Raw genomic sequence first — 19,463 nt, 5'->3', positions numbered from 1 at the left:
ATTGAGCCGGTTGCTAGTGAGGGACTTAAGATTTTATGCAAAGCTTCAACTAGTGGTGGATGATTGGCGTCTAACCTTGACACTCATCGGAAGCACGCGATGAGCTCGATGAAGTGCAGGCATGCTTCGACGCAATCCTGCTGGAGCAGGCGGCCAAGCCCGCTCTGTAACACCCAGCAGGCCGTTTAATCCCCTCGCACTCTGCCGCATGATGTAAGGCTACGCGCCCACCACCCCGCGCGCCTCCCAATGCCGGAGCATTCCCATGCCACAACGCCGCCACTTCCTGAAAACCGCCGCCTTCGGCGCCCTGGCCGCCGGGTTGGGCGGTGTGCTGCCGGGCGCGCGTGCTGCGGCCAAGGCACAGGCCAAGACTGGTGTTGGGCCGCTGCCAAACGGCGCGGCGCGAGTGATCTCCACCTGGGACTTCGGCGTCGCCGCGAACCAGGCGGCGTGGCAGGTGCTCTCCCGCGGCGGCGCGGCGCTGGATGCGGTGGAGGCCGGGGTGCGGGTGCCGGAGGCGGATCCGGACAATCACACGGTGGGGCTGGGTGGGTATCCGGACCGCGATGGGCGGGTCACGCTGGATGCCTGCATCATGGACCACACCGGCGGGTGCGGGTCGGTCGCGGCGCTGGAGGACATCGTGCATGCGATCTCGGTGGCGCGGCGGGTGATGGAGAAGACGCCGCATGTGATGCTGGTCGGCGACGGCGCGCTGCAGTTCGCGCTGGCGCAGGGCTTTGAGCGCACCAAGCTGCTCACGCCCGAATCGGAACAGGCGTGGAAGGAGTGGCTGAAGACCTCCCACTACGCGCCCGAAGCCAACATCGAGAACCGTGCCTATCGCCGCGGCACGCTGCCCGGCGGCAAGGACAACCACGACACCATCGGCATGCTGGCGCTGGATGCGCACGGCAATCTGTCCGGCGCCTGCACCACCAGCGGCATGGCCTGGAAGATGCACGGGCGGGTCGGCGACAGCCCGATCATTGGGGCAGGGCTGTACGTGGACAACGAGGTGGGTGGGGCGACCTCCACCGGCGTCGGCGAAGAGGTGATCCGCAACGTCGGCAGTTTTGCGGTGGTGGAGATGATGCGGCAGGGCAAGAGCCCGGCCGAGGCCTGCCGCGAGGTGGTGATGCGCATCGTGCGGCGCAAGCCGCAGCTCACCCGCGATCTGCAGGTGGGCTTCCTGGCGATGAACAAGCGCGGCGAGGTCGGTGCGTTCGCGATCCAGCCCGGTTTCAGTTATGCGGTCTGCGATGCGCAGCGGCAGGATCTGCTGCTGCCCGGGCAGAGCCATTTCGCGGCGCCGGCGGCATGAGCGGGACGGTGTCGATGGGGCTGGAAGTGGCCGCCGATGCGATCGGCTCGGCGCTGGCCGCGCAGGATGGCGGGGCGATGCGGGTGGAACTCTGCGGCGGCTTGGATGGCGGCGGGCTGACGCCGTCGTTCGGCACGCTGGCGGCGGTGCGCGATCGGTTGCGCATTCCGCTGTACGTGCTGATCCGACCACGTGTCGGTGATTTTGTATTCGACGCCGCGGAGGTGGAGGCGATGCGGCGCGACGTGGAGCAGTGCGTGCGCCTGGGTTGCGACGGCGTGGTGCTCGGCGCGCTCACTGCGAACGGCGAGGTGGACATGGCGACGATGCGCGAGTTGATCGCTGCGGCCGGTCCGCTCGGCGTCACCTTCCATCGCGCCTTCGATGTCAGTACCGATCCGCGGCGTGCCTTGGAAGACGTGATCGCGCTGGGCTGCGAGCGCGTGCTGACCTCCGGTGCGCGCGAGACCGCGGAAGAGGGCGCCGACCTGATCGCCGCGTTGGTGCAGCAGGCCGGCGCGCGGTTGAGCGTGATGCCGGGGTCTGGCGTCACCGAGGCCAACCTGGCGCAATTGCGTACGCGCACCGGGGCGCGCGAGTTCCATGGGTCGGCGCGTGGGCCGCTGGCGTCGCGTGCGCTGGCGCCGCATCCGTATGTGCGCAGCCTGGGCGGCGACCGCACGCAGACCGATGTGGCGCGGGTGCGGCGGATGGTGGCGATGCTGGAGGAGCCGGGGCCGGGGACCGGGGACCCGGGGCCCGGAAAGGCGCATTTCACAGCCTGATCCTTCCGCCAGAACAGCGCTCTTGCTCTTGCTTCTCCGGGTCCCCGGTCCCGGGCCCCGAGCAAGATTCACCTGACGCCGGCAGCCGCCGTTGACTCCACACCCAGCCGCTTCGGATCCAGCACCACATGCTTGATGCGCGTGCGCTTCCAGGTGTAGCTGATGTGCACCTGGCCGTCGCGGGTCTGGATCACCGCGGGGTAGGAGAACTCGTCCTTGGGGCTGTCTTCCAGGGTCAGCACGCGGGTCCAGTGCAGGCCGTCGTCGGACAGGGCGACGGCGAGCACGCCGCGGCCGTCCCACCAGTCCTTGCCGGCGTCGGTGGGGTTGTAGACCAGCAGGGAGCGGCCGTCGGCCAGCACCACCGCGTCGGTGCCGGAATTGGGATTGGCCAGGTCGAGCAGGGTCATCGGTTCCCAGGTGCGGCCCTGGTCGCGCGACCAGGTGCTGAACACGTGGTTCTGCTGGCTGCGGCCCACCGCCTGCAGGCGGCCGTCCTTGTGCAGCAACACGCTGGGCTGGATGGCACCGATCTTGGCCGGGTCGTTCATCGCCGGGCCGCGGGTCCAGTGCGCGCCGTTGTCGTCGGACCATTCCATGTGCGCGACCCAACCGGCGTCCTCGCTGCTGCTGGGGCTGAGGATGCGGCCGCCGGGCAACTGCACCGGCTTGTTCTTGATCGGGCCGAGGATGCCGGCGGGCAGGCGCTCGGGTGTGGACCAGTGATGGCCGCCGTCGCTGGAAGTGGTCTGCATGCCCCACCAGCGCTTCGGGTCGGGGCCCACCTTGTAGAACAGCCGCAGCGGCCCTTGCGCGGGCTGGAACAGCACCGGATTCCAGGTCGGCAATGGCTTGCCTTGCGGCTGCGTGCCGTCGGCCACGCGCTGCGCCGGTTGCCAGCCTTTTGCGTCACGGCGTGCCACCCAGATGGCGACATCGTCGGCGCCCTCGTGGCGGCCGCCGAACCAGGCCGCGAGCAGGCCGTCGCGGGTTTCCACCAGGGTCGAGGCGTGGCACTGCGCGGTCGGCGCCTGCGCGTTGACGAATTCGCTGTAGACGATGGGCGAGGGCGGCATCGGTGGCGGGGCGGCGGCCGGGCCGGCGATGGCGCGCACGGCGAACAACGACAGCAGCGGAAACAGCGAAGGCGACATCATGTGGTACGGTCCTGTCCCGCTAACGGGGATACCTATTTATCATCAATTAAATACCATATGCTGACACCACCGGCAGCGCCGCCTGCCCGACAGACGACTGCGAGGATCCGCCATGCCGAACCGCCCGCTCTCTCCGCTCCGCTGGCTGGCCGCGCTCGGCCTGACCGCGTTGGCTGCGCCGCCGCTGCTCGCCGAGAACTTCGCCGAGGTCAAACCTTCGCCGCAGCAGGTGGCCTGGCAGGACCTGGAATTCGGCGTGATCGTGCATTTCGGCACCAATACCTTCCTGGACCGCGAGTGGGGCGACGGCACCGCCAGCCCGAAAGTGTTCGCACCGGACCAAGTGGACCCGGCGCAGTGGGCCCGCGCCTCCAAGGCGGCCGGCGCCAAGTACCTGATCCTGGTCGCCAAGCACCATGACGGCTTCGCGCTGTGGCCGACCGAAGAAAGCGCCTACTCGGTGAAGAACAGCCCGTGGCTCGGCGGCAAGGGCGACCTGGTGAAGATGACCGGCGAGGCCGTGCGCAAGGAAGGCATGGGCTTCGGCATCTACCTGTCGCCGTGGGACCGCCACGAGCCCAAGTACGCCGATCCCAAGGCCTACGACAAGTTCTACGCCGCGCAACTGGTGGACCTGGCCTCGCACTACGGCCCGCTCACCGAGTGGTGGCTGGACGGCGCCGGCAGCGCCGGCCACGTGTACAACTTCGACAAGTACATGGAAGAGCTACGCACCTACCAGGCTAACGCGATGGTCTTCGCCGATACCGCACTGTTCGAGTACGGCGACGTGCGCTGGGTGGGCAACGAGGCCGGGGTGATCGAGGGCGAGAACTGGAACACCATCGATCGCCACGGCTATCTGCGCTGGCGCCCGGTCGAGGTGGATACGCCGCTGCACAAGCTGCAGTGGTTCTGGCACCCGAACAGCGACCAGACGCTGAAGAGCGTCGACGAACTGGTGCAGATCTGGGAAGACAGCGTCGGCCGCGGTGGCCAGTTGGTGCTGGGCATCGCCCCGGACAAGCGCGGCCTGCTGCCCGAGGCCGACGTCAAGCGGCTGGAGGAAATGGGCCAGGCGCTGCAGGCGCGCTACGGCGCCGAACGCAACCTGGTGCGTGGCCGGCTCAAGAGCGACGACAGCATCGCCGCGGCGGTGGACGGCGACCGCGACACCTTCTGGAGCGCGCCGGACGGCTCACACCACGCCACGCTGGAGCTGCAGTTCAAGCAGCCGGTGACCTTCGACACCGCGTTGTCGATGGAATGGCTCAACGACGGCCAGTTGGTGCAGAAGTACGCGGTGGAAGTGTTCCGCGACGGCGCCTGGGTCAAGGTGGCGCAGGCGCAGGCGATCGGTCACATGAAGATCGACCACTTCCCCGCTGTCACCGCCTCGCGCGTGCGCCTGAACATCCTGTCCAGCGTCGACGCCGCGCATATCCGCGAGTTCCAGTTGTTCAACGTGGGTGCGTCCGCCACGCGTTGAATCCTGCTCGCGGAGCAAGACCGAAGCCGTACCCGGCGCGCTGCCGGGTGCGGCTTTTTTCGTTGGAGTTGTGCGCGGCGTTTGTGGCGAGGGCGCTGTCGTGCAGGCGCAGAGATTTCGGAGTGGCTGCGACGACGAAGGACGCGATGCTCTCCCCCCGGGAGAGGGGTCGGGGGTGAGGGTACGGCGCGAGCGCAGTCCCTCCACGCGATTCGTGATCGGCAGTCGACGACGCAGGCGTCCGCCCACTGACTCTACAAGGCATGCCCGTGTTTTGCCGGCGCCGCGATGCAAGCCGGCAGCGGCCCTAGAGCCGGCGTCTTTTGCGACGTCGTCCTCGATGCTTGGAGCGCGCGTTGTCCGAGCCGAGCGTCGTAACGTGTGCGCCGGAGCAAGCGATGACATACCGCCAGAATGTGGTGTGTTGTCATTGCCCGAACGCGGGCGCAAGGATTGCCTGGAGGGTGTCTACGAATGTGGACAAAGCCTGCAGCTTGCTGCGCGGGCTATGCAGGAACTACGCATTGCAGCCGATCACGAGAGGAGTACGTTGAAACGTCGAGTGGCCAAGCAAAGTATCTGGGGGGCGTCGCTATGCCGTGCACTGCAGCGCAGCCTTGGTTGCCGCCGTCTCGTGGCGTCGCCTCCCGATGGTGCCGGCCCGCTCGGCTTCTACGGTCGTCGTTCCAGGTCGCGATACCGTCCTCGGCCGCCTGATCCGATGCGCAGGGCTTACGGCATCGGCCATCCCTCTCTCAGCAGCGAACCATGACAGTTCCCAACGGCGCCAATGCACAGATCACCAAAGCGGCGACGGTGTCTACGCCACCGGCGGCGTCCACCGGAGCCTCCGCCGCGACCCCTGCTGCAACGGCAACCGATCGCGGCGAGGTCGGCGAGCGGGCCGGCGCGGCAGCCGTCGCATCGCCGCCCGTGTCGCCAACGCCGCCATCCACGCGGAAGATGCTCGACACACACATGCTCGCGCGGCCTGAGGCGTCAGGGCCGGCCTGCGTCGCGCTCGACAGCGCGATCGCGCGGGGCGTACAGCGCAGCGATGCTGAAACCATGGCCTATGCGCTGTCGCAGGTTGAGGTCGGCTCGAACATGCTGATCAGACAGGCACCAGGCCTGGTTGCGCAATCAGCGGCGGTCTATTTCGACGGCGTCAGCAAGACGGCGCTGGCCAGCCAGGGCGTGCTGCTCAAGAACCTGGCCGAGAACAAGCCGGAGCAGGCCGCCGAGGACGTTCTGGACGTACTGGTGAGCGATGCGCTGGTTGGTGCTGCCGCGGCGGTCGCGACCGCCGCCAGCGCGCTGGAGGCCGAATCGGCCAGCTTTGCCATCGACACGATCGACCAGAGCATTGCCAAGCAGCGGACCTGATGCGCTGCCGCAAGTTCGTATCCACCTAGGCGGTTCGTGCCACCGATTTCACCATGCTCACAGGGGAGCACCATGCAAGACAACCAAGCAACCGATTTCTCCACGCTGCATCAATTCGCCCAGCGATGGCTGGGTCGCCCGCTGACCAGCATCGAGGAAGCGCATCTGCGGCAGTTCGCGTCCGAAACGGCCGTAGCGCCGGCGGTGCCTGTCGCCGAAACGGCCGGCGCCTCGCCGTCCTTGATCGATGCCGAGCGTGAGCGCGTGAAAGGATTGATCCAGCAGATGCAGCAGATGCAGAACAGCCGCGGGGCACTGTCCGGCGCCACCGCGGCCAGCGAAGCAGCGGTGCTCAAGGCAGTCCAATCGGCCAATGTGCTGGACCAGCTGAGGTCGGGCCAGTTGCGTCCGCCGCAGAATGGCGAGGGCGGCGGCAATCACCTGGTGATGGCGCAGATCGACGATCGCCTGACCAAGCTGGTACAGACCGAAGTGCAGGCGTGCTTCGATCGCGAGTTCGGCACCTTGACCCAGCAGATGCAGGCCGTGCTCGAGGCGGCGCGCGCCCAGGGACTCATCGCGGATGCGCCGGCCACGGAGCCGAGAGCGCCATCGCCGCCTCCCGCTGCTTGAGCCGTGCTGGGCGTGTGTTTTTCAAGCGCACGCGTGCGTGGTGCGCTGGTGCACGCATAGTGTGCTTTGCGGCGTGCGTCAAAGCTTTGCGCCACGGTGCCGCGATGCAAATGGCTGCGTGCGATCAGCGATCCAGCCTGGTGCCACGTCGCGGACAGTCGCTCGTTCGTCTGCTCTGCACTGTTCTTTTTTCAGAGATCGTACGGCGTTGGCCGTACCTCAACCCAGGAGCGAACACATGGCATTTCCCACCGCGGTCAATAACCAGATCACCGATGCGGTCACCCAGTCCAACGTGAAGGTCGTCGGCGAAGCGCCGGCCTTCGCGATGGCGTCGATCTACCAGAGCATGGCGCATTCGACCGGCATCCTGTTCGGGAATGCCGTCTCCGCGCAGCAGCAGCGGAACACCCTGGCGCAGGCGGCGGCCAAGCAGGGCGGCATGCAGATCTACAGTCTGGACACCACCGCCGCCGCCGGCGCCACCGAGACGATCGCGCAGACCGGCGTCTCCGACAACCTCACCAGCCTGCTGACCGTGCTCAACGCGTTCAAGCAGCCGTGAGCCATGCGCGCTAACGCCGCCGCAAGACGGCGCTAGCGATGCAATCGCCTTCCTGACGCGGGCCGTTCCATGCTCCATCCCACCGCAGTCAACAACTGGATCACCGACGTCGTCACCCAGTCCAACACAAAGGTCTCGGCGAAGCGCCGATACGGGCGATGACGTCCCGGCAATCTGGCCAACTTGCTGGTGGTGCTGCAATCGTGCGAGGACAACACGCCGACGGAGTCTTGAGGGGCATCGCGGAAGACATGCTTTGCCCGGCGCAGCGCGACACGTCGTTGTGTTTGTGAGAGCGATTTCAGCCGCAACAGGGCATTCCTGCTAACGCGCGTCGCGGCGGAAGCCGCTCCTCAGAACTTGCGATGCTTTGACCAGGCCCACTGTGGGAGGGACTTCAGTCCCGACGCCTATCAAGGTCGGGTAACCGGGAGGCCTCGTTGATCGAGGCGCATGATCGTTGGCGCCTGCAAGTGGGCGCCCCTTCGCGATTGAAGGCTCCCTTGCCTCGCCGGACCTCGCATCTGCAGCGGTGGCACTTACGACGATCGGTGTTCCGATGCCACGACGTGCTTCCTGCCACGCCGACGTCGCCTCGTGATGCGCGCGCCGGTTTTTGTAAAAGCTCTTGCCCGAATCAAGTAGCCGCCGCTTCGCCAAACATGCATCCCGGGGCTGCAGCAGGCGCACGCGCCATCTCGTTGCTGCGATACGACTCGCCCCATTCGCGCAGGCTGATCAGCACCGGCGCGAGGGATTCGCCCAGCGGTGTCAGCGCATATTCGACCTTGGGCGGCACCTGCGGATACACGTGCCGCACGATGACGCCGTCCTCCTCGAGCTCGCGCAACTGCAACGTCAACATGCGCTGCGTGGCATTGGGAACCAGGCGCGTCAATTCCATGAAGCGCTTCTTGCCGGAGAGCAGGTGGAACAGGATCACCGGCTTCCACACCCCGCCGATCACCGAAAGCGTGACTTCGACCGCGCAGCCGCTCTTGCCATCCAGACGTTTCAGACGCATGGTCTTTGTACCTACAAAATTGATAGTACCTGCGAAAATTGTACGTTCTTGCGATGCAGGAGGTGCATCCCGACAATGCCCGCAACACGGTCGCGCTGCAACCGGTGCAGCGCCGCCCCTCGCCACTCTTTCGCTAAGGATGTCGTGCTCATGAAAGCCATCACCCTGCACCAGCCGGCTGGCCTCGAGAACCTCCGCCTCGTCGATCTGCCCGATCCCGGCCAACCGGGCGCCGGCGAACTCCGCGTGCGCGTGCATGCCAGCTCGCTCAACTTCCACGACCTGGGCGTGGTGACCGGGCGCATGCCCAGCGCCGACGGCCGCATCCCGATGTCCGACGGCGCCGGCGTGGTCGAGGCGGTGGGCGAGGGCGTGGACGAGTTCGCCGTGGGCGACGCGGTCGTCTCGACGTTCTTCCCGACCTGGCTGGATGGCGGACCGACCATCGCCGATTTCGCGACCGTGCCCGGCGATGGCGTCGATGGCTACGCCCGCGAAACCGTGGTGCGCCCCGCGCACTGGTTCACCCACGCGCCGCGCGGCTACAGCCACGCCGAAGCGGCCACGCTGACCACCGCCGGGCTCACCGCATGGCGCGCGCTGGTGGTGGACGCGCGGCTAAAGGCCGGCGACACCGTGCTGGTACTCGGCACCGGCGGCGTGTCGATCTTCGCGCTGCAGTTCGCCAAGCACATGGGCGCCAGCGTGATCGCCACCTCGTCCTCCGACGAGAAGCTGGCACGTGCGCAGGCACTGGGCGCCGATTTCACCATCAACTACCGCCGCGACACCGACTGGGCGGCCAAGGTGCTCGATTACACGAACGGCCGTGGCGTCGACGTCGTGATCGAAGTGGGCGGCCCCGACACGCTGGGGCAATCCATCCAGGCCTGCCGCATCGGCGGCCACATCGCTCTGATCGGCGTGCTGACCGGCATTGCCGGCCAGGTGCCGACCGTGGCGCTGATGCAACGCCACCAGACCCTGCAGGGCCTGATCGTCGGCAGCCGCCGCCACCAGCGCGACATGGTCCGCGCCCTCGACGCGACCGGCATCAAACCGGTGGTCGACCAGACCTTCGCGCTGGAAGATATCGCCGATGCGTTCGCGCATCAGGCGGCGGGGAAGCATTTCGGGAAGCTGTGCTTGTCGATCTGACGGAGATGCCTGAGCGGTCGGCGCTGTTGCGCTGACCGCGGTGGCTGTTGGACACAGTCACCAATATCGGCCGCAACGCTTGCGACGAGGTAGAAACGCGTTCGCCCCCGATCAGCGCGGTGTGCTACGACGGCAAGTGTTCACTGGCCAGTTTTCTGGCGGAAAGCAATGCCGACAGTAGCTGGTCGCGCTTGTGGCGGTTGTTGACCCCGGCAGGCAATCTGCTTTGCCACGGTTGGAACTCCCAGTGATCTCCCCCATGCACGGCGAGCCGTGTGGAGCCGGACGATGAAAGGAAATAGCGGATTGCTGCCTCCAGTTGCGCCTGGGACTGGAACTCGAGTCTGAATTTCCCGGATGAGACGACCAATACATGCCGCACGCAAGTTGGTGACGCTATTTCCGGCATGTGGTTGCGATGCACCAGTGGATCGAATGTCTCAATGGAAATCTTGCTCATCTGCTATCTACTGCTCGCGTCAGTACGCCGAGAAACGCGTCGGCTTAAGGGAGTCGATCGATAAGGGAATCGACAGCGTCACCCAGACCTCTTCTTCTTCTTGCTAAGTAGCCCAGTCTCGGCGTCGTCATGGCGTCGCGAGCGCAGCGCCGCATTTCCTGCATTCCGTGCGGGCCTGTCGATGGCCTTGTGGCGCGTTGAGCGCGGCACAGGCGTCGCAGAAGCGTATCAAGTGAATGGTCTGCCAGAGCCCGTATGCCATGAAGCCGACGGCAGCGGCAAGGAAAAGAGGCGGCGCGTCAGCCACTCAGAAGAAGACCAGCAGCATCACATCGGTGGCGATGCTGCCAACAATGAACACCCGCCGCTTCAGCGGCGCATTCTTGTTGAAGGTGAAGAACGTCAGCGCCACAAGCCCGATCGCGGCCCAGAACCCGAAGAGGTAGGGATAGAGTTCGTTCAACTGTTGGGGCGTGAGGTGCATGGATGTCCTGTCCGGATGTAGATGTGCTGGTCGGAGTCTAGGGCCTGGCGAAATCAGGCGCGCGACAGCGTGCGATGCCTGGTGTCATCGCTTGGAGGCTGCTGGCCCGGGCGCGTAATCAAACCCCTGCATCGCGCTGTGGAAGGGATGCACCGCAGGACGAGCAGAAACGATCCGCGTGGTCCACTGGGTGGCCTGACGGGCACTTGGCGACGCTGAGCAGCCACGGCTTGCGGTACACGGAATACAGCACGCAGAAGGCCATGGCATAGAAGACCATCCAGTGCCCGGAGAATCCGCGCAGCAGGGTGGGTGTCACGCCTGGCGCTTTCGGTTGGTCGCCCGTCAGGTGGGCGACGATCAAGAAGTTCACGACGGCGTAGGCGAACAGGCCGTAGGCGGCGTAGCGCATCCAGCGTGGAGACCCCGCCAGCGAGCGCTTCCAGCTATGGCGGGATTTCAGGGTGTGGTTGAGCCGCAGGGAAAGCAGCGCGGTCGGCAGCCAGACGATGAAGACGCCGAAGTGCATGGCGAAGACCGCTTCGCCGCCTGGCGGTACATACCCGGCAAGCGCCATCACGTGGACGATGAGGCTGAGGACGAAGCCGAGGGCGGCGAGCACCATCAGGGGAAGCAGGAGCGCGATCATGCGGTGGCTGCGATGCGAGTTTAGTGCGCCGGGGAAGGGCTTGATTTGGTCACCGGAGCGGGCTGACCCTCGACAAGCTTACGGCACAAGCCAAGGCGCGCGCGATGTCAACAATGGGGCGGGCCAAAAGATGGAAGTCCGGACCTGGCTTGAGTGCCGTTTCAGTGGTCGTAAGGTAGTAGCAACTGCTTGCAAACCGTGACCTCGGCTGCCCACCACTTGCCATTCTCTAACGAGCAAAGGAGGAGCCGGCCTGCTGCCGATGAAATCTCCAGAACCTGGTTATCGGATGCAGCGAACTGGAGCGACACCTCACGCCCGATCAGGTCGGACCATATGGCGGAACCCGAAACGTCGAAGTTCGTGAGCGCAGCCTCTGGCAGGAAGTACGATGTGTCCTTAGTGCCAATGGCGTACTGCACAGGCTCTCCAACCCACGAAACGAACAGCGTTCTGCCATCCTCGAAGGTGAGAGCGACCTCTCCGGCAAAATCGTGCGTCTCACCTTTCGTCGCAGCATCCAAAGCCGGCTGGTCAAATTCGAAGAGTCTGTAACAGATTTTAGTGAGTTTTGACATGTTGCCTAATGCGCTAACGAGGCGCGCTCCGAAATTTAGTTGGATTTGGCAAATCTTGGCACTGTTTCTGTCGCCCGGGAAATTTTATGGAAATACTGGTGACTAACTGAGTCAGGTTCACTTATCAAATAATTTGGGTTATTTGCGCGGGTGGCATGCGGGTCCATGCCTGCGAAACGCCGGGTTTTAACTTGGATCGTCTGCTTCACTTAGAAAGTCGATCCGGCCCCTTTTCTGAGTGCATTACCGGCTAGGCAGCATGCAAGCCATCGTTATTCTTCCAATACAAGGTCGACTCATGCTGGAGTGATACTACAAATCGAGCATCAGTTTTGGCTGCAATTAGCTTAATGAACTTACCTAGGTCGCTGAGTGCAGATGACCCCTCTGGCTCGGGTCCTTTTATTCGCAAGTAACAACGAACGGCCACAGGAAAGTCCATGCCTTTGGTGTCTTCTGTATATAGTGTCTGATCGTGGAACTCGCATGTGGCGTAAACGGACAGGCCGGAGTCGAAAAATCCTTCGGCTCTGGTGTCGTCGCTAGCTATACCCAGTGCGTCCAACTCACTTAATGTCGTAGAGATGGCGATAATTGAAAGAAGCTTATCGGCTTCAAGGTGAATGTCTATTCCCATGCTTGTAGCCTAACATCTGACGCCGCTCGCGGAAAACCAGGGTCAGGGAAAACCAGGGGAAAACCAGGGTCAGAGTCTGAGGTATCCCCACGTTTTCCCGAGTAAGTTCAACCGGTTAACGGTAGCCGGACTGGAAACAAGTGCGCGCATGGCGCAGTCTTCAAGGTGACGAAACCGATAGAGGACTGACGACCATGCGCGCCAGCCAAGTATTGCAGAAGTGCCTGTGTGATTCATTGGAGGCGATACACGCGCTGCGCGAAGCGGTGCTTTTGCGCTCGGTCGAGGCGCTGATTGCGGCACAGCGATTGACCTTGACCGATGTGGCGCGCGCCTGGCCGGGCGCCGAGCGCGTCAAGGCACCGCTCAAGGCCTTTGACCGGCTGCTCAGCAACCGGCGCCTGCATGATGAGAGCGAGCGGATCTACGCCGACATGGCCCGCTGGCTGCTGCGTGGGCAGCGGCCGGTGATCGTGATCGATTGGAGCGATCTGAAGGAAGATCGCAGTTGGTGCCTGCTGCGCGCGGCGGTTCCGATTGGTGGTCGCACGCTCCCGGTACTGGACATGGTCTTCCCGGGCAAACAGCAAGGGTCACCTACTGCGGAAAAGCGTTTTCTCAAGCGTCCGGCGACCCTGATGCCCAGGCACGTCCGGCCGATCCTGATCACCGACGCCGGCTTCCGCAGCCCCTGGTTCCGGGCGGTCTGCGCACAGGGGTGGGACTGGCTGGGACGGTTGCGAGGAACCACGTTGATCAAGCCTGTCGAAGTGGAGGATCACCATGATCAATGGGTGCCGTGCTGCGCTCTGCATCCGTTGGCCTGCGAGAAGCCCAGGTTGCTTCCTCCGATGCATATCAATCGCAGTCGGCCACTGGAATGCTGTCTGGCGCTCTATCGCAAGTCTGCCAAAAACCGTAAGCACATCACCCGGCTCGGCACCGAGGCTCGCAGCAAGCTCAGCCGGCAATGTGCAGCGCGGGAACGCGAACCGTGGTTGATCGTGGCTTCGCCCGGCCTGGCGGACATCAGCGCACGGAAACTGGTGACGCTGTATGGCCGCAGGATGCAGATCGAATCGTCCTTCCGGGATCTAAAATCACATCGCTACGGCCATGGCTTGGAGGATAGTTTGACCCACAAGCGCCGTCGGCTGGGCATCCTGCTGCTAGTCAGCGCCTTGGCCAGCTTCGCCCAGTGGTTGACCGGAATGGGATGCGAGGCGACTGGGATCGACCAATGGCTGTATCCGGCCAAACGGCGGCGCAAGCTGTACTCGACCCTACGCGTGGGCCGGGAAGCGCTGATCCGAAGTTGGCCCATGGAGCCGATCTGGAAGTGGCTGCAACGGCTGCGGGAATTGCCAGAACACGTGATCGATCAAACGGTCGCGCCAGCATGAAAAACGTGGGGATACCTCAGGGTCAGAGTGCACTTTCCCTACACAGAGTCTGGACGTTGCCCGAAGGGAACGGTTGTTCGAACGAACGAAGCTGATCCCACCTCAGCGGGAAGGATCGCACATGCCACGTCGTCCCCGTCTGGATCTTCCATACGTCGCTCAGCATATCGTGTAGTGGGGCAATGATCGGCAACCATGCTTCTTTGCCGACGTTGATCGTATACGCTACTTGCGGGATCTGCGCGAACTGGCACTCAAGCTCGGCGCTGCATCAAATTGTGGGAAGGCCGCTACAAGTCGTGTCCAGTGCAAGACGAGATCTATCTGCTTCGCTGTTATCGCTACGTCGAACTCAATCCTGTGCGGGCTGGCATGGTTGCCGATCCAGCGGACTACCGGTGGTCGAGCCATTCCTGCAATGGCCTCGGGCAGGCTAACGCGCTGGTGCAACCCCATGCGAGCTATATAGCCATTGCCCCGGCCGGCCAGCGCGCAGGCCAGTATCGCCGCTTCGTGCTGGATGCGATCGACCCAGACGAGACAGCGGCCATCCGCCTCAACTTGCAGCGGCAACACGCGCTGGGCAACAACCGTTTCCGCGAGGCGATTGAACGCCGGCTTGGCCGTCGAGCCGGCCCTGCACGAATCGGGCGGCCGCCGAAGGTCAGATCGGTAGTAGAAGAAGAAGGAAGTGCACCCTGCCCCCTGTTTTCTGCAGTCGGCTGGACATCCTGCTGCTAGTCAGCGCCTTGGCCAGCTTCGCCCAGTGCTTGACCGGAATGGGATGCGAGGCGACTGGGATCGACCAATGGCTGTATCCGGTCAAACGGCGGCGCAAGCTGTACTCGACCCTACGCGTGGGCCGGGAAGCGCTGATCCGAAGTTGGTCCATGGAGCCGATCTGGAAGTGGCTGCAGCGGCTGCGGGAATTGCCAGAGCACGTGATCGATTAAATGGTCGCGCCAGCATGAAGAACGTGGGGATACCTCAGACTCTGACCCCTGTTTTCTTGCGTATGGACCGTGGCGCGAAGATGCGCTTTGTAAGTGAATCTGACCCCGTTATCCCGCAGTAATGTGGGGACTATTTCTTGACTCGGCGGGCGTTGATGCCCTTTACCCACGTCTCCAATGTCTCTATGTCCTTCTTCAACTCGTCGGGTGCCGGCACGGGCGACCGCGCCGCCGCCGCGTGGTCGTGTCCCGTGAGCCATGCCGAGGACTTGGTCATCCCTTCCTTGACGGTCTTGCAGTCGTCGTCGGTGATGTCGGAGAGAGGAGCGAGCCGTTGGGTTTCGACGCTGGGTCTGAACCGCTCGACGATGCCGCCCAACAGAACCTCCTCTACCGCGCGCTCCCACGCCTCGCGCAGGAGACCGTAGAGTTCCTTGGCCTCCCGCTCGTAGGCGTCCTGTTCTCCGTTGCGGTGCTTCTTGTCTACGGCTTGCCACGCGTTCTTGAGGAACCCAATCTTGTCCTTCACGCGCATCGCGAGCCAAGGCAGTTCCTCGCGGCACACACCTGCGCCGTTGACCTGTCTGCGGATGTGTTGGTCAAGAGGCTTAACGTCCATCTGCTCGGCAAATTGCTTGAGTGCCAGCAGAAAGACGACATCGTGCGTAAAGACGATGACTTGCCTTCGTTTTGATTCTTCCACCAGCCGCCGCGCGACGGCGTTCCGCCACTGGAAGTCGAGCGACGACACGGGGTCGTCGAACACGATGCCGGAGGGATCGTCGGCGGTGCTAAGTTCGGCGAAGAAAGCCGCTATGGAAATGCATCTCTGCTCCCCCTCGCTCACTACCTTGGGAACGTTGACGGTCGGGTTTCTGGTGAGGACGAGCTTGTGGTAGAAGACGCCTTCCGCGCCGCCTTGCTCTTTTAGCTCGACTTCGACGTGGTTAAATTCCAATGCCTTCAACTCGTCCTTGAATCTCTTCTTGAGGCTTTCTGATACGACCGCCTTCGTCACGGCGGAGCTTTTCTGCGTGATGGCGTTCGGCTTGGTCTCATCGAGGCATTGTGCGTAGGCGGCGATTTTTTTCTTGTTCTCAATTTCATCAAGAATCGCCTTCTCATGCTTGCCGAGCACGAGCCGCGCACGCAATTCCTGCGCCTCGTCGCTCATCTTTTTCTTGGCGTCGGCGGCTCCGGCCTCGCGCAGCGACTTGAGGCGGGCATCGATTTCATCGCCGATGGATTTGGCTTGGGTCGAAGATGCTACGAGTGCTTGAAAGTCTTCGCCGAGGTCCTTGTTCTTGGAGAGCGCCGCAATGATAGCGACGCGGCGCTTCTCGCTGTGGGATATGGCGGCGCTGATGGCTTCGGCCTTGGCATCATGCTCTAGGCGCAGTTCCTTTAGGGTTTCTTCGGTCGCATCCGTGGACGTCTTGAGATTGGCAAAGGCGTTGCGCCTGCGCGCGAATTCGTCGCGCATCAGCCGAAGCTCCTTCTCCGTCGTTGAGACCACGAACTCCTCGAAATGCTTGAGCCGGTGGGTAGCGGCATGGCCGAGGTCTTGCTGGCAAAGGACGCATTTCGCGCCACCGTCCGTGACGGGAAAGCCTTGGCCCTGGTACGCCTGTTGCTCCGAGAACAGCCGCGCCGCCTCCCACATGGCCTTCCATTGTTCTTCGCCGGTTCCGGCAAGCAAACCTTGCGGAAAGGTCGCTTCGCGCAACCGCTTCGCTTCTTCGCTTTTGCGGCGTCCTTCCTTCCGCATGTCGAACACGGCGGTCACTTCCTCGTCCGCCAGAGCCGTTTCCAACCCGCGCAGATGGTCGGCAAGCGCGCGGACGCGGCTCGCACGCAGGCTCAGTTGCGCCATAAGCTTCTGCGGGTCGTTGGCTTGCAGGTCTTGGAGGGCCCTTTCCAGAAAGGTAAGCCGCTCCTGTTCCTCAGGCTTGAGACGTGCAATGGCCTGCACGTCCTCCGGCTTGGTAAACAGGGTGATGCCGTTCACGAGCTTCGCCGCCGCCGTTCCCTGCGGAATCTGCGCGATGACGCTCGTCAGGGCATTGGTGTCCAATGCGCGTTGTTCGGTTTCCAGTCTTGCGCGAACGGCTTTGCATGCGCGGACGAGCTTGTCAAAAAGGTCGAGGCCGAAGGGTAGAAACGCCACGTCCGTTCGCTCATTCAAATAAACGGCGGCGCAGTGCGTGTCGAAGATGCTGACGCGGGAGACGAACTCATCCGCGTCGCCGCCCGTCCACTCGCGGGCGGCGGCATCGGTTCCGACCTTGTATTTGATGGCGACAGTCGGCTTGGGCGGAGCCACGCCAGTTATCACGACGTTGCCGAGAATCGTCTCCTGCCGGCGCGCGCGGCAGGCTTGTTTGAGGATGCGAGTGTATCCGGTCTTTCCCGCACCATTATCGCCGTAGACGATGGTGAGGCCGGAGGCGAACTTGAGGGTCTGGTTCTCTGCCAGGGCATTGACGCCCTTGTGGTGGAAGATGGAGTCCAGCGAAACCGCCTGCTCCGCTCCCCCGCGCTTGGGCACGTGTTCCTTGGCAAGCGGTTGCGCCGCAACCTTCTCCGTCAACCCATGTCCGCCCTTGCAAATCGCCGTCAGGGCCTCGATATCCTCCGCGCCCAGCTCGCCGTTCACGACAAGACGGCGGAGCGCGTCACGTTGCCATGTCGGACGGTCTGCCGACCATGTTTGAATCTCTTGAAGGACGTTTGCCATTGTTCTTCTGAACCTCAGGGCTAGGTTCACTTATCTGTTAAGTTGGATGCTTGCGGTCGGCATGCGAGCCTAATACCTGCGAAGCACTGAGTCTTGGCTTGGACCGTGTGACGGGTTAGGTTCACTTAAGAAGTCAGCCTTACCCCGTTTCTCGCGGGTCAGCTTGAGCGAGGGGTTAGGCGTCGCCTCGCGCCCTCAGCGGAGTTGAAGTCGCGGCTTTGTGGCGAGATAAAGCCACGAAGATGTGTGCTTGAGTAAGGCAGTTCTACGCGCGCCCCGCAAATCCGTCGCGGACCTGAGCAAGGGAATGATCCCGATTAGGCCGATTTGTGTTGACAGGGCCGTTAGGCCCGCAATGGGAGAGACCAAAGTACCCGCCGCGATGAGCGTCGAGATCACCACTTCCTTGGAAAAGAGCGTCTTCAGGCTTGCAACACCCAGCTCGGATTTCAGGTCTGCAAGGTCATGTTTTAGATCGATTCGGAACTGGCGTTCCAGCTCTCGGAGATCAGTGACGCTCTTTGCTTCCTTCGTGACTCGCTTGATGTGGGCGTCTAGTGTGGCCAGATATCTTCTGCGCATTGCGGCGTAGTCCGTGCTGCTACTGCTGGCCTCTCGCTTACGGAAGTCAATAAGCTTCTTGAGTGGGACGTCACGCGCGTCCAGAACGTCAAGAGATATCGAAACCAGTCGATCATAGGCTGGAGCAACTTGGCTTACATCTAGACCAGTAATCGGCGACGTTCCAAGTGCGCTTGCATGTGCTTCTGCTAGCCAAGAGTAGGCGTCGGTCCGGTCGGTGATCTTCTGAATTAGCGTCCCGGCACAACTGTCCGCGAGGAGCGACATCATCAGGAAGCCCAGAGCTGCCGGGACGTCATAGTCCATCGCACCGGCTTCAAATCGGGCTAATCCCTCTCGTTCCAACATGTTCCAAGTCATATGGAGGAACTTGTCCGGGTAGATCAGGTATCTGCCGCCTCGCCAATCGGACGGCGCCTTTGCCATGATTGCAGCGAGCTTGCCGGTGGTTAGAAGAGTTTCGAGGGTCTTGTGGGCCTCTTGCTGCTCCTTGTCGCTTGGGCGCCGCGGCCTGACAACCAAGCTTGCTGCTTCTCGTAGTTCTATATTTTTCGGACCGTGTGGAGACGTTCGCGGCATACGGGGAACGATGGTCTCAAGCGAATCCCACAGCAGAAGCGCATTCTTCAGGATCGTCGGATTACGGACCTCGGTGTGGGGGTAGTAGAGGGCCTTGAGCATGCTGGTCTCCCTGTGACGCCTATCACCTGAATTAAACCGACCCGCGAAGTGGGTCGGCTTGAATGAATTGTTAGGCTCCACCCGACGCTGTTAGGTAGGGGGTGAAGATGCGGGTTGCGCCGAACATATCTGTGATAAGGACGACTTCGATTGCGACGAGGGCAAGTGATGGTAGATAACTTAGGCAAGCGGCGAAGCAGAATTTTATCCAGTGATATATTCGCCCTTCGCGAGTAAGCTCGAAGAGATCAGGGCTGCGGAGAATGGTGAGAATGTAGTCGCGACGTTCATGATTCTCGACGTCGGCGATGATGGATTCGTAACGATGCCTGAACTCAGAAAGAGCATCGCCTCCATCATCAGCGCTGCCTGCGCTTCGCAGCTCGCGTATGAGACTCTTGAGCTTGTCTCCGCTATCGTTGAGTTGCTCGCTGCGGATCTGGTATCGGGCGAATCCGATGATAATCGAGTAGACAAGAATTGCCACAGCCAGGAAGATTTGGATAGCTGAAAGGACGTCGCCACTGAGGAGAAGTGGTGCTTTCGCTAGCTGCATGAGTGGCACGAAAATTAGTCCAAGCGAAAATAGAGTAGAGACAGAGAACGTAAATCGTCCCTGGCGGGCAAGGCGATTTGACGCGTTATAGCGGCTTATTGCTGTTGTCTTGATAGATGCGAGCAATCGATCTTCTTGATTACTCTGCGGAACATCGGAAGGCTTCAGCTGCATAGTCGTTCCAGTGGGGCCTAACTACTGTTCGGCGACAAAATGGTG

At 62.7% G+C, this 19,463-nt stretch carries 18 protein-coding genes and 1 pseudogene; 10 read left to right on the top strand and 9 right to left on the bottom strand.

The features are described from left to right. The first annotated feature begins 265 nt into the window (after nt 1–265). Nucleotides 266–1,327 (top strand): N(4)-(beta-N-acetylglucosaminyl)-L-asparaginase, encoded by a 1,062-nt coding sequence (locus tag FHR66_RS17445; RefSeq protein WP_167087979.1) that lies wholly within the window; start codon nt 266–268, stop codon nt 1,325–1,327. Between the two features lie 14 nt (nt 1,328–1,341). Continuing rightward, entirely contained in the window at nt 1,342–2,112 is a 771-nt protein-coding gene (locus tag FHR66_RS17440; protein WP_160965666.1) for a copper homeostasis protein CutC, read from the top strand. 68 nt (nt 2,113–2,180) lie between these two features. Here the strand turns inward: FHR66_RS17440 and FHR66_RS17435 are convergent, their stop codons facing one another. Beyond that, nucleotides 2,181–3,269 carry a sialidase family protein gene (locus FHR66_RS17435; RefSeq protein WP_160965628.1) on the bottom strand — a complete coding sequence of 363 codons (1,089 nt, stop codon included), beginning with the start codon at nt 3,267–3,269 and terminating at the stop codon, nt 2,181–2,183. Between the two features lie 112 nt (nt 3,270–3,381). Between FHR66_RS17435 and FHR66_RS17430 the strand changes: the two genes are divergently transcribed. From FHR66_RS17430 to FHR66_RS17415, 4 genes are all read left to right on the top strand, one after another. Continuing rightward, on the top strand, nt 3,382–4,758 hold the full coding sequence (locus FHR66_RS17430; protein ID WP_160965626.1) for an alpha-L-fucosidase: 1,377 nt from the start codon (nt 3,382–3,384) through the stop codon (nt 4,756–4,758). A 768-nt stretch (nt 4,759–5,526) separates the two neighbouring features. Continuing rightward, nucleotides 5,527–6,144 carry a hypothetical protein gene (locus FHR66_RS17425; protein WP_237475256.1) on the top strand — a complete coding sequence of 206 codons (618 nt, stop codon included), beginning with the start codon at nt 5,527–5,529 and terminating at the stop codon, nt 6,142–6,144. Nucleotides 6,145–6,216: 72 nt separating this feature from the next. After that, entirely contained in the window at nt 6,217–6,777 is a 561-nt protein-coding gene (locus tag FHR66_RS17420) for a hypothetical protein (protein WP_160965624.1), read from the top strand. Nucleotides 6,778–7,015: 238 nt separating this feature from the next. Further along, nucleotides 7,016–7,342 carry a RebB family R body protein gene (locus tag FHR66_RS17415; protein WP_160965622.1) on the top strand — a complete coding sequence of 109 codons (327 nt, stop codon included), beginning with the start codon at nt 7,016–7,018 and terminating at the stop codon, nt 7,340–7,342. Nucleotides 7,343–7,979: 637 nt separating this feature from the next. On the opposite strand, the gene FHR66_RS17410 is transcribed toward FHR66_RS17415, so the two are convergent. After that, the gene (locus FHR66_RS17410; protein ID WP_160965620.1) at nt 7,980–8,366 is read right to left on the bottom strand and encodes a winged helix-turn-helix transcriptional regulator; all 387 of its coding nucleotides are present in this window, start codon (nt 8,364–8,366) and stop codon (nt 7,980–7,982) included. A gap of 150 nt (nt 8,367–8,516) precedes the next feature. Between FHR66_RS17410 and FHR66_RS17405 the strand changes: the two genes are divergently transcribed. Continuing rightward, nucleotides 8,517–9,524, top strand: coding sequence for a zinc-dependent alcohol dehydrogenase family protein (locus tag FHR66_RS17405; protein ID WP_160965618.1), 1,008 nt, complete (start codon nt 8,517–8,519; stop codon nt 9,522–9,524). Nucleotides 9,525–9,648: 124 nt separating this feature from the next. Here FHR66_RS17405 and FHR66_RS17400 read toward each other — a convergent pair whose 3' ends face one another. The 4 genes from FHR66_RS17400 to FHR66_RS17385 all read right to left on the bottom strand — a co-directional run bounded on the left by FHR66_RS17400 (nt 9,649) and on the right by FHR66_RS17385 (nt 11,695). Then, on the bottom strand, nt 9,649–9,984 hold the full coding sequence (locus FHR66_RS17400) for a hypothetical protein (protein WP_148827613.1): 336 nt from the start codon (nt 9,982–9,984) through the stop codon (nt 9,649–9,651). Between the two features lie 307 nt (nt 9,985–10,291). Further along, nucleotides 10,292–10,468, bottom strand: a complete 177-nt coding sequence (locus FHR66_RS21170; RefSeq protein ID WP_237475255.1) for a hypothetical protein — start codon at nt 10,466–10,468, stop codon at nt 10,292–10,294. Nucleotides 10,469–10,586: 118 nt separating this feature from the next. Continuing rightward, on the bottom strand, nt 10,587–11,117 hold the full coding sequence (locus FHR66_RS17390; RefSeq protein WP_160965616.1) for a zinc ribbon domain-containing protein: 531 nt from the start codon (nt 11,115–11,117) through the stop codon (nt 10,587–10,589). 161 nt (nt 11,118–11,278) lie between these two features. After that, the gene (locus tag FHR66_RS17385) at nt 11,279–11,695 is read right to left on the bottom strand and encodes a hypothetical protein (protein WP_160965614.1); all 417 of its coding nucleotides are present in this window, start codon (nt 11,693–11,695) and stop codon (nt 11,279–11,281) included. Between the two features lie 831 nt (nt 11,696–12,526). Between FHR66_RS17385 and FHR66_RS17380 the strand changes: the two genes are divergently transcribed. The 3 genes and pseudogenes from FHR66_RS17380 to FHR66_RS17370 form a co-directional block, all read left to right on the top strand. Beyond that, nucleotides 12,527–13,735, top strand: coding sequence for an IS4 family transposase (locus FHR66_RS17380; protein WP_160965610.1), 1,209 nt, complete (start codon nt 12,527–12,529; stop codon nt 13,733–13,735). A gap of 306 nt (nt 13,736–14,041) precedes the next feature. Then, nucleotides 14,042–14,476: a hypothetical protein gene (locus FHR66_RS17375; RefSeq protein WP_237475254.1), complete on the top strand. Its 435-nt coding sequence runs from the start codon at nt 14,042–14,044 to the stop codon at nt 14,474–14,476. Further along, nucleotides 14,455–14,688 (top strand): annotated as a pseudogene (locus tag FHR66_RS17370) (IS4 family transposase); the annotation flags it as partial. The gene FHR66_RS17375 and the pseudogene FHR66_RS17370, both read left to right, overlap by 22 nt. Nucleotides 14,689–14,818: 130 nt before the next feature. On the opposite strand, the gene FHR66_RS17365 reads toward FHR66_RS17370, so the two are convergent. From FHR66_RS17365 to FHR66_RS17355, 3 genes are all read right to left on the bottom strand, one after another. Beyond that, nucleotides 14,819–17,344, bottom strand: a complete 2,526-nt coding sequence (locus tag FHR66_RS17365) for an AAA family ATPase (protein ID WP_160965606.1) — start codon at nt 17,342–17,344, stop codon at nt 14,819–14,821. Between the two features lie 276 nt (nt 17,345–17,620). Further along, on the bottom strand, nt 17,621–18,688 hold the full coding sequence (locus FHR66_RS17360) for a hypothetical protein (RefSeq protein WP_160965604.1): 1,068 nt from the start codon (nt 18,686–18,688) through the stop codon (nt 17,621–17,623). 70 nt (nt 18,689–18,758) lie between these two features. Continuing rightward, nucleotides 18,759–19,418, bottom strand: coding sequence for an SLATT domain-containing protein (locus tag FHR66_RS17355; RefSeq protein WP_160965602.1), 660 nt, complete (start codon nt 19,416–19,418; stop codon nt 18,759–18,761). Between the last annotated feature and the right edge of the window lie 45 nt (nt 19,419–19,463).

It is taken from the genome of Xanthomonas sp. F4, assembly GCF_011761895.1.
The sequence above is the reverse complement of the archived record's forward strand: the minus strand, read 5'-3'. Positions and strand labels throughout refer to the sequence as shown.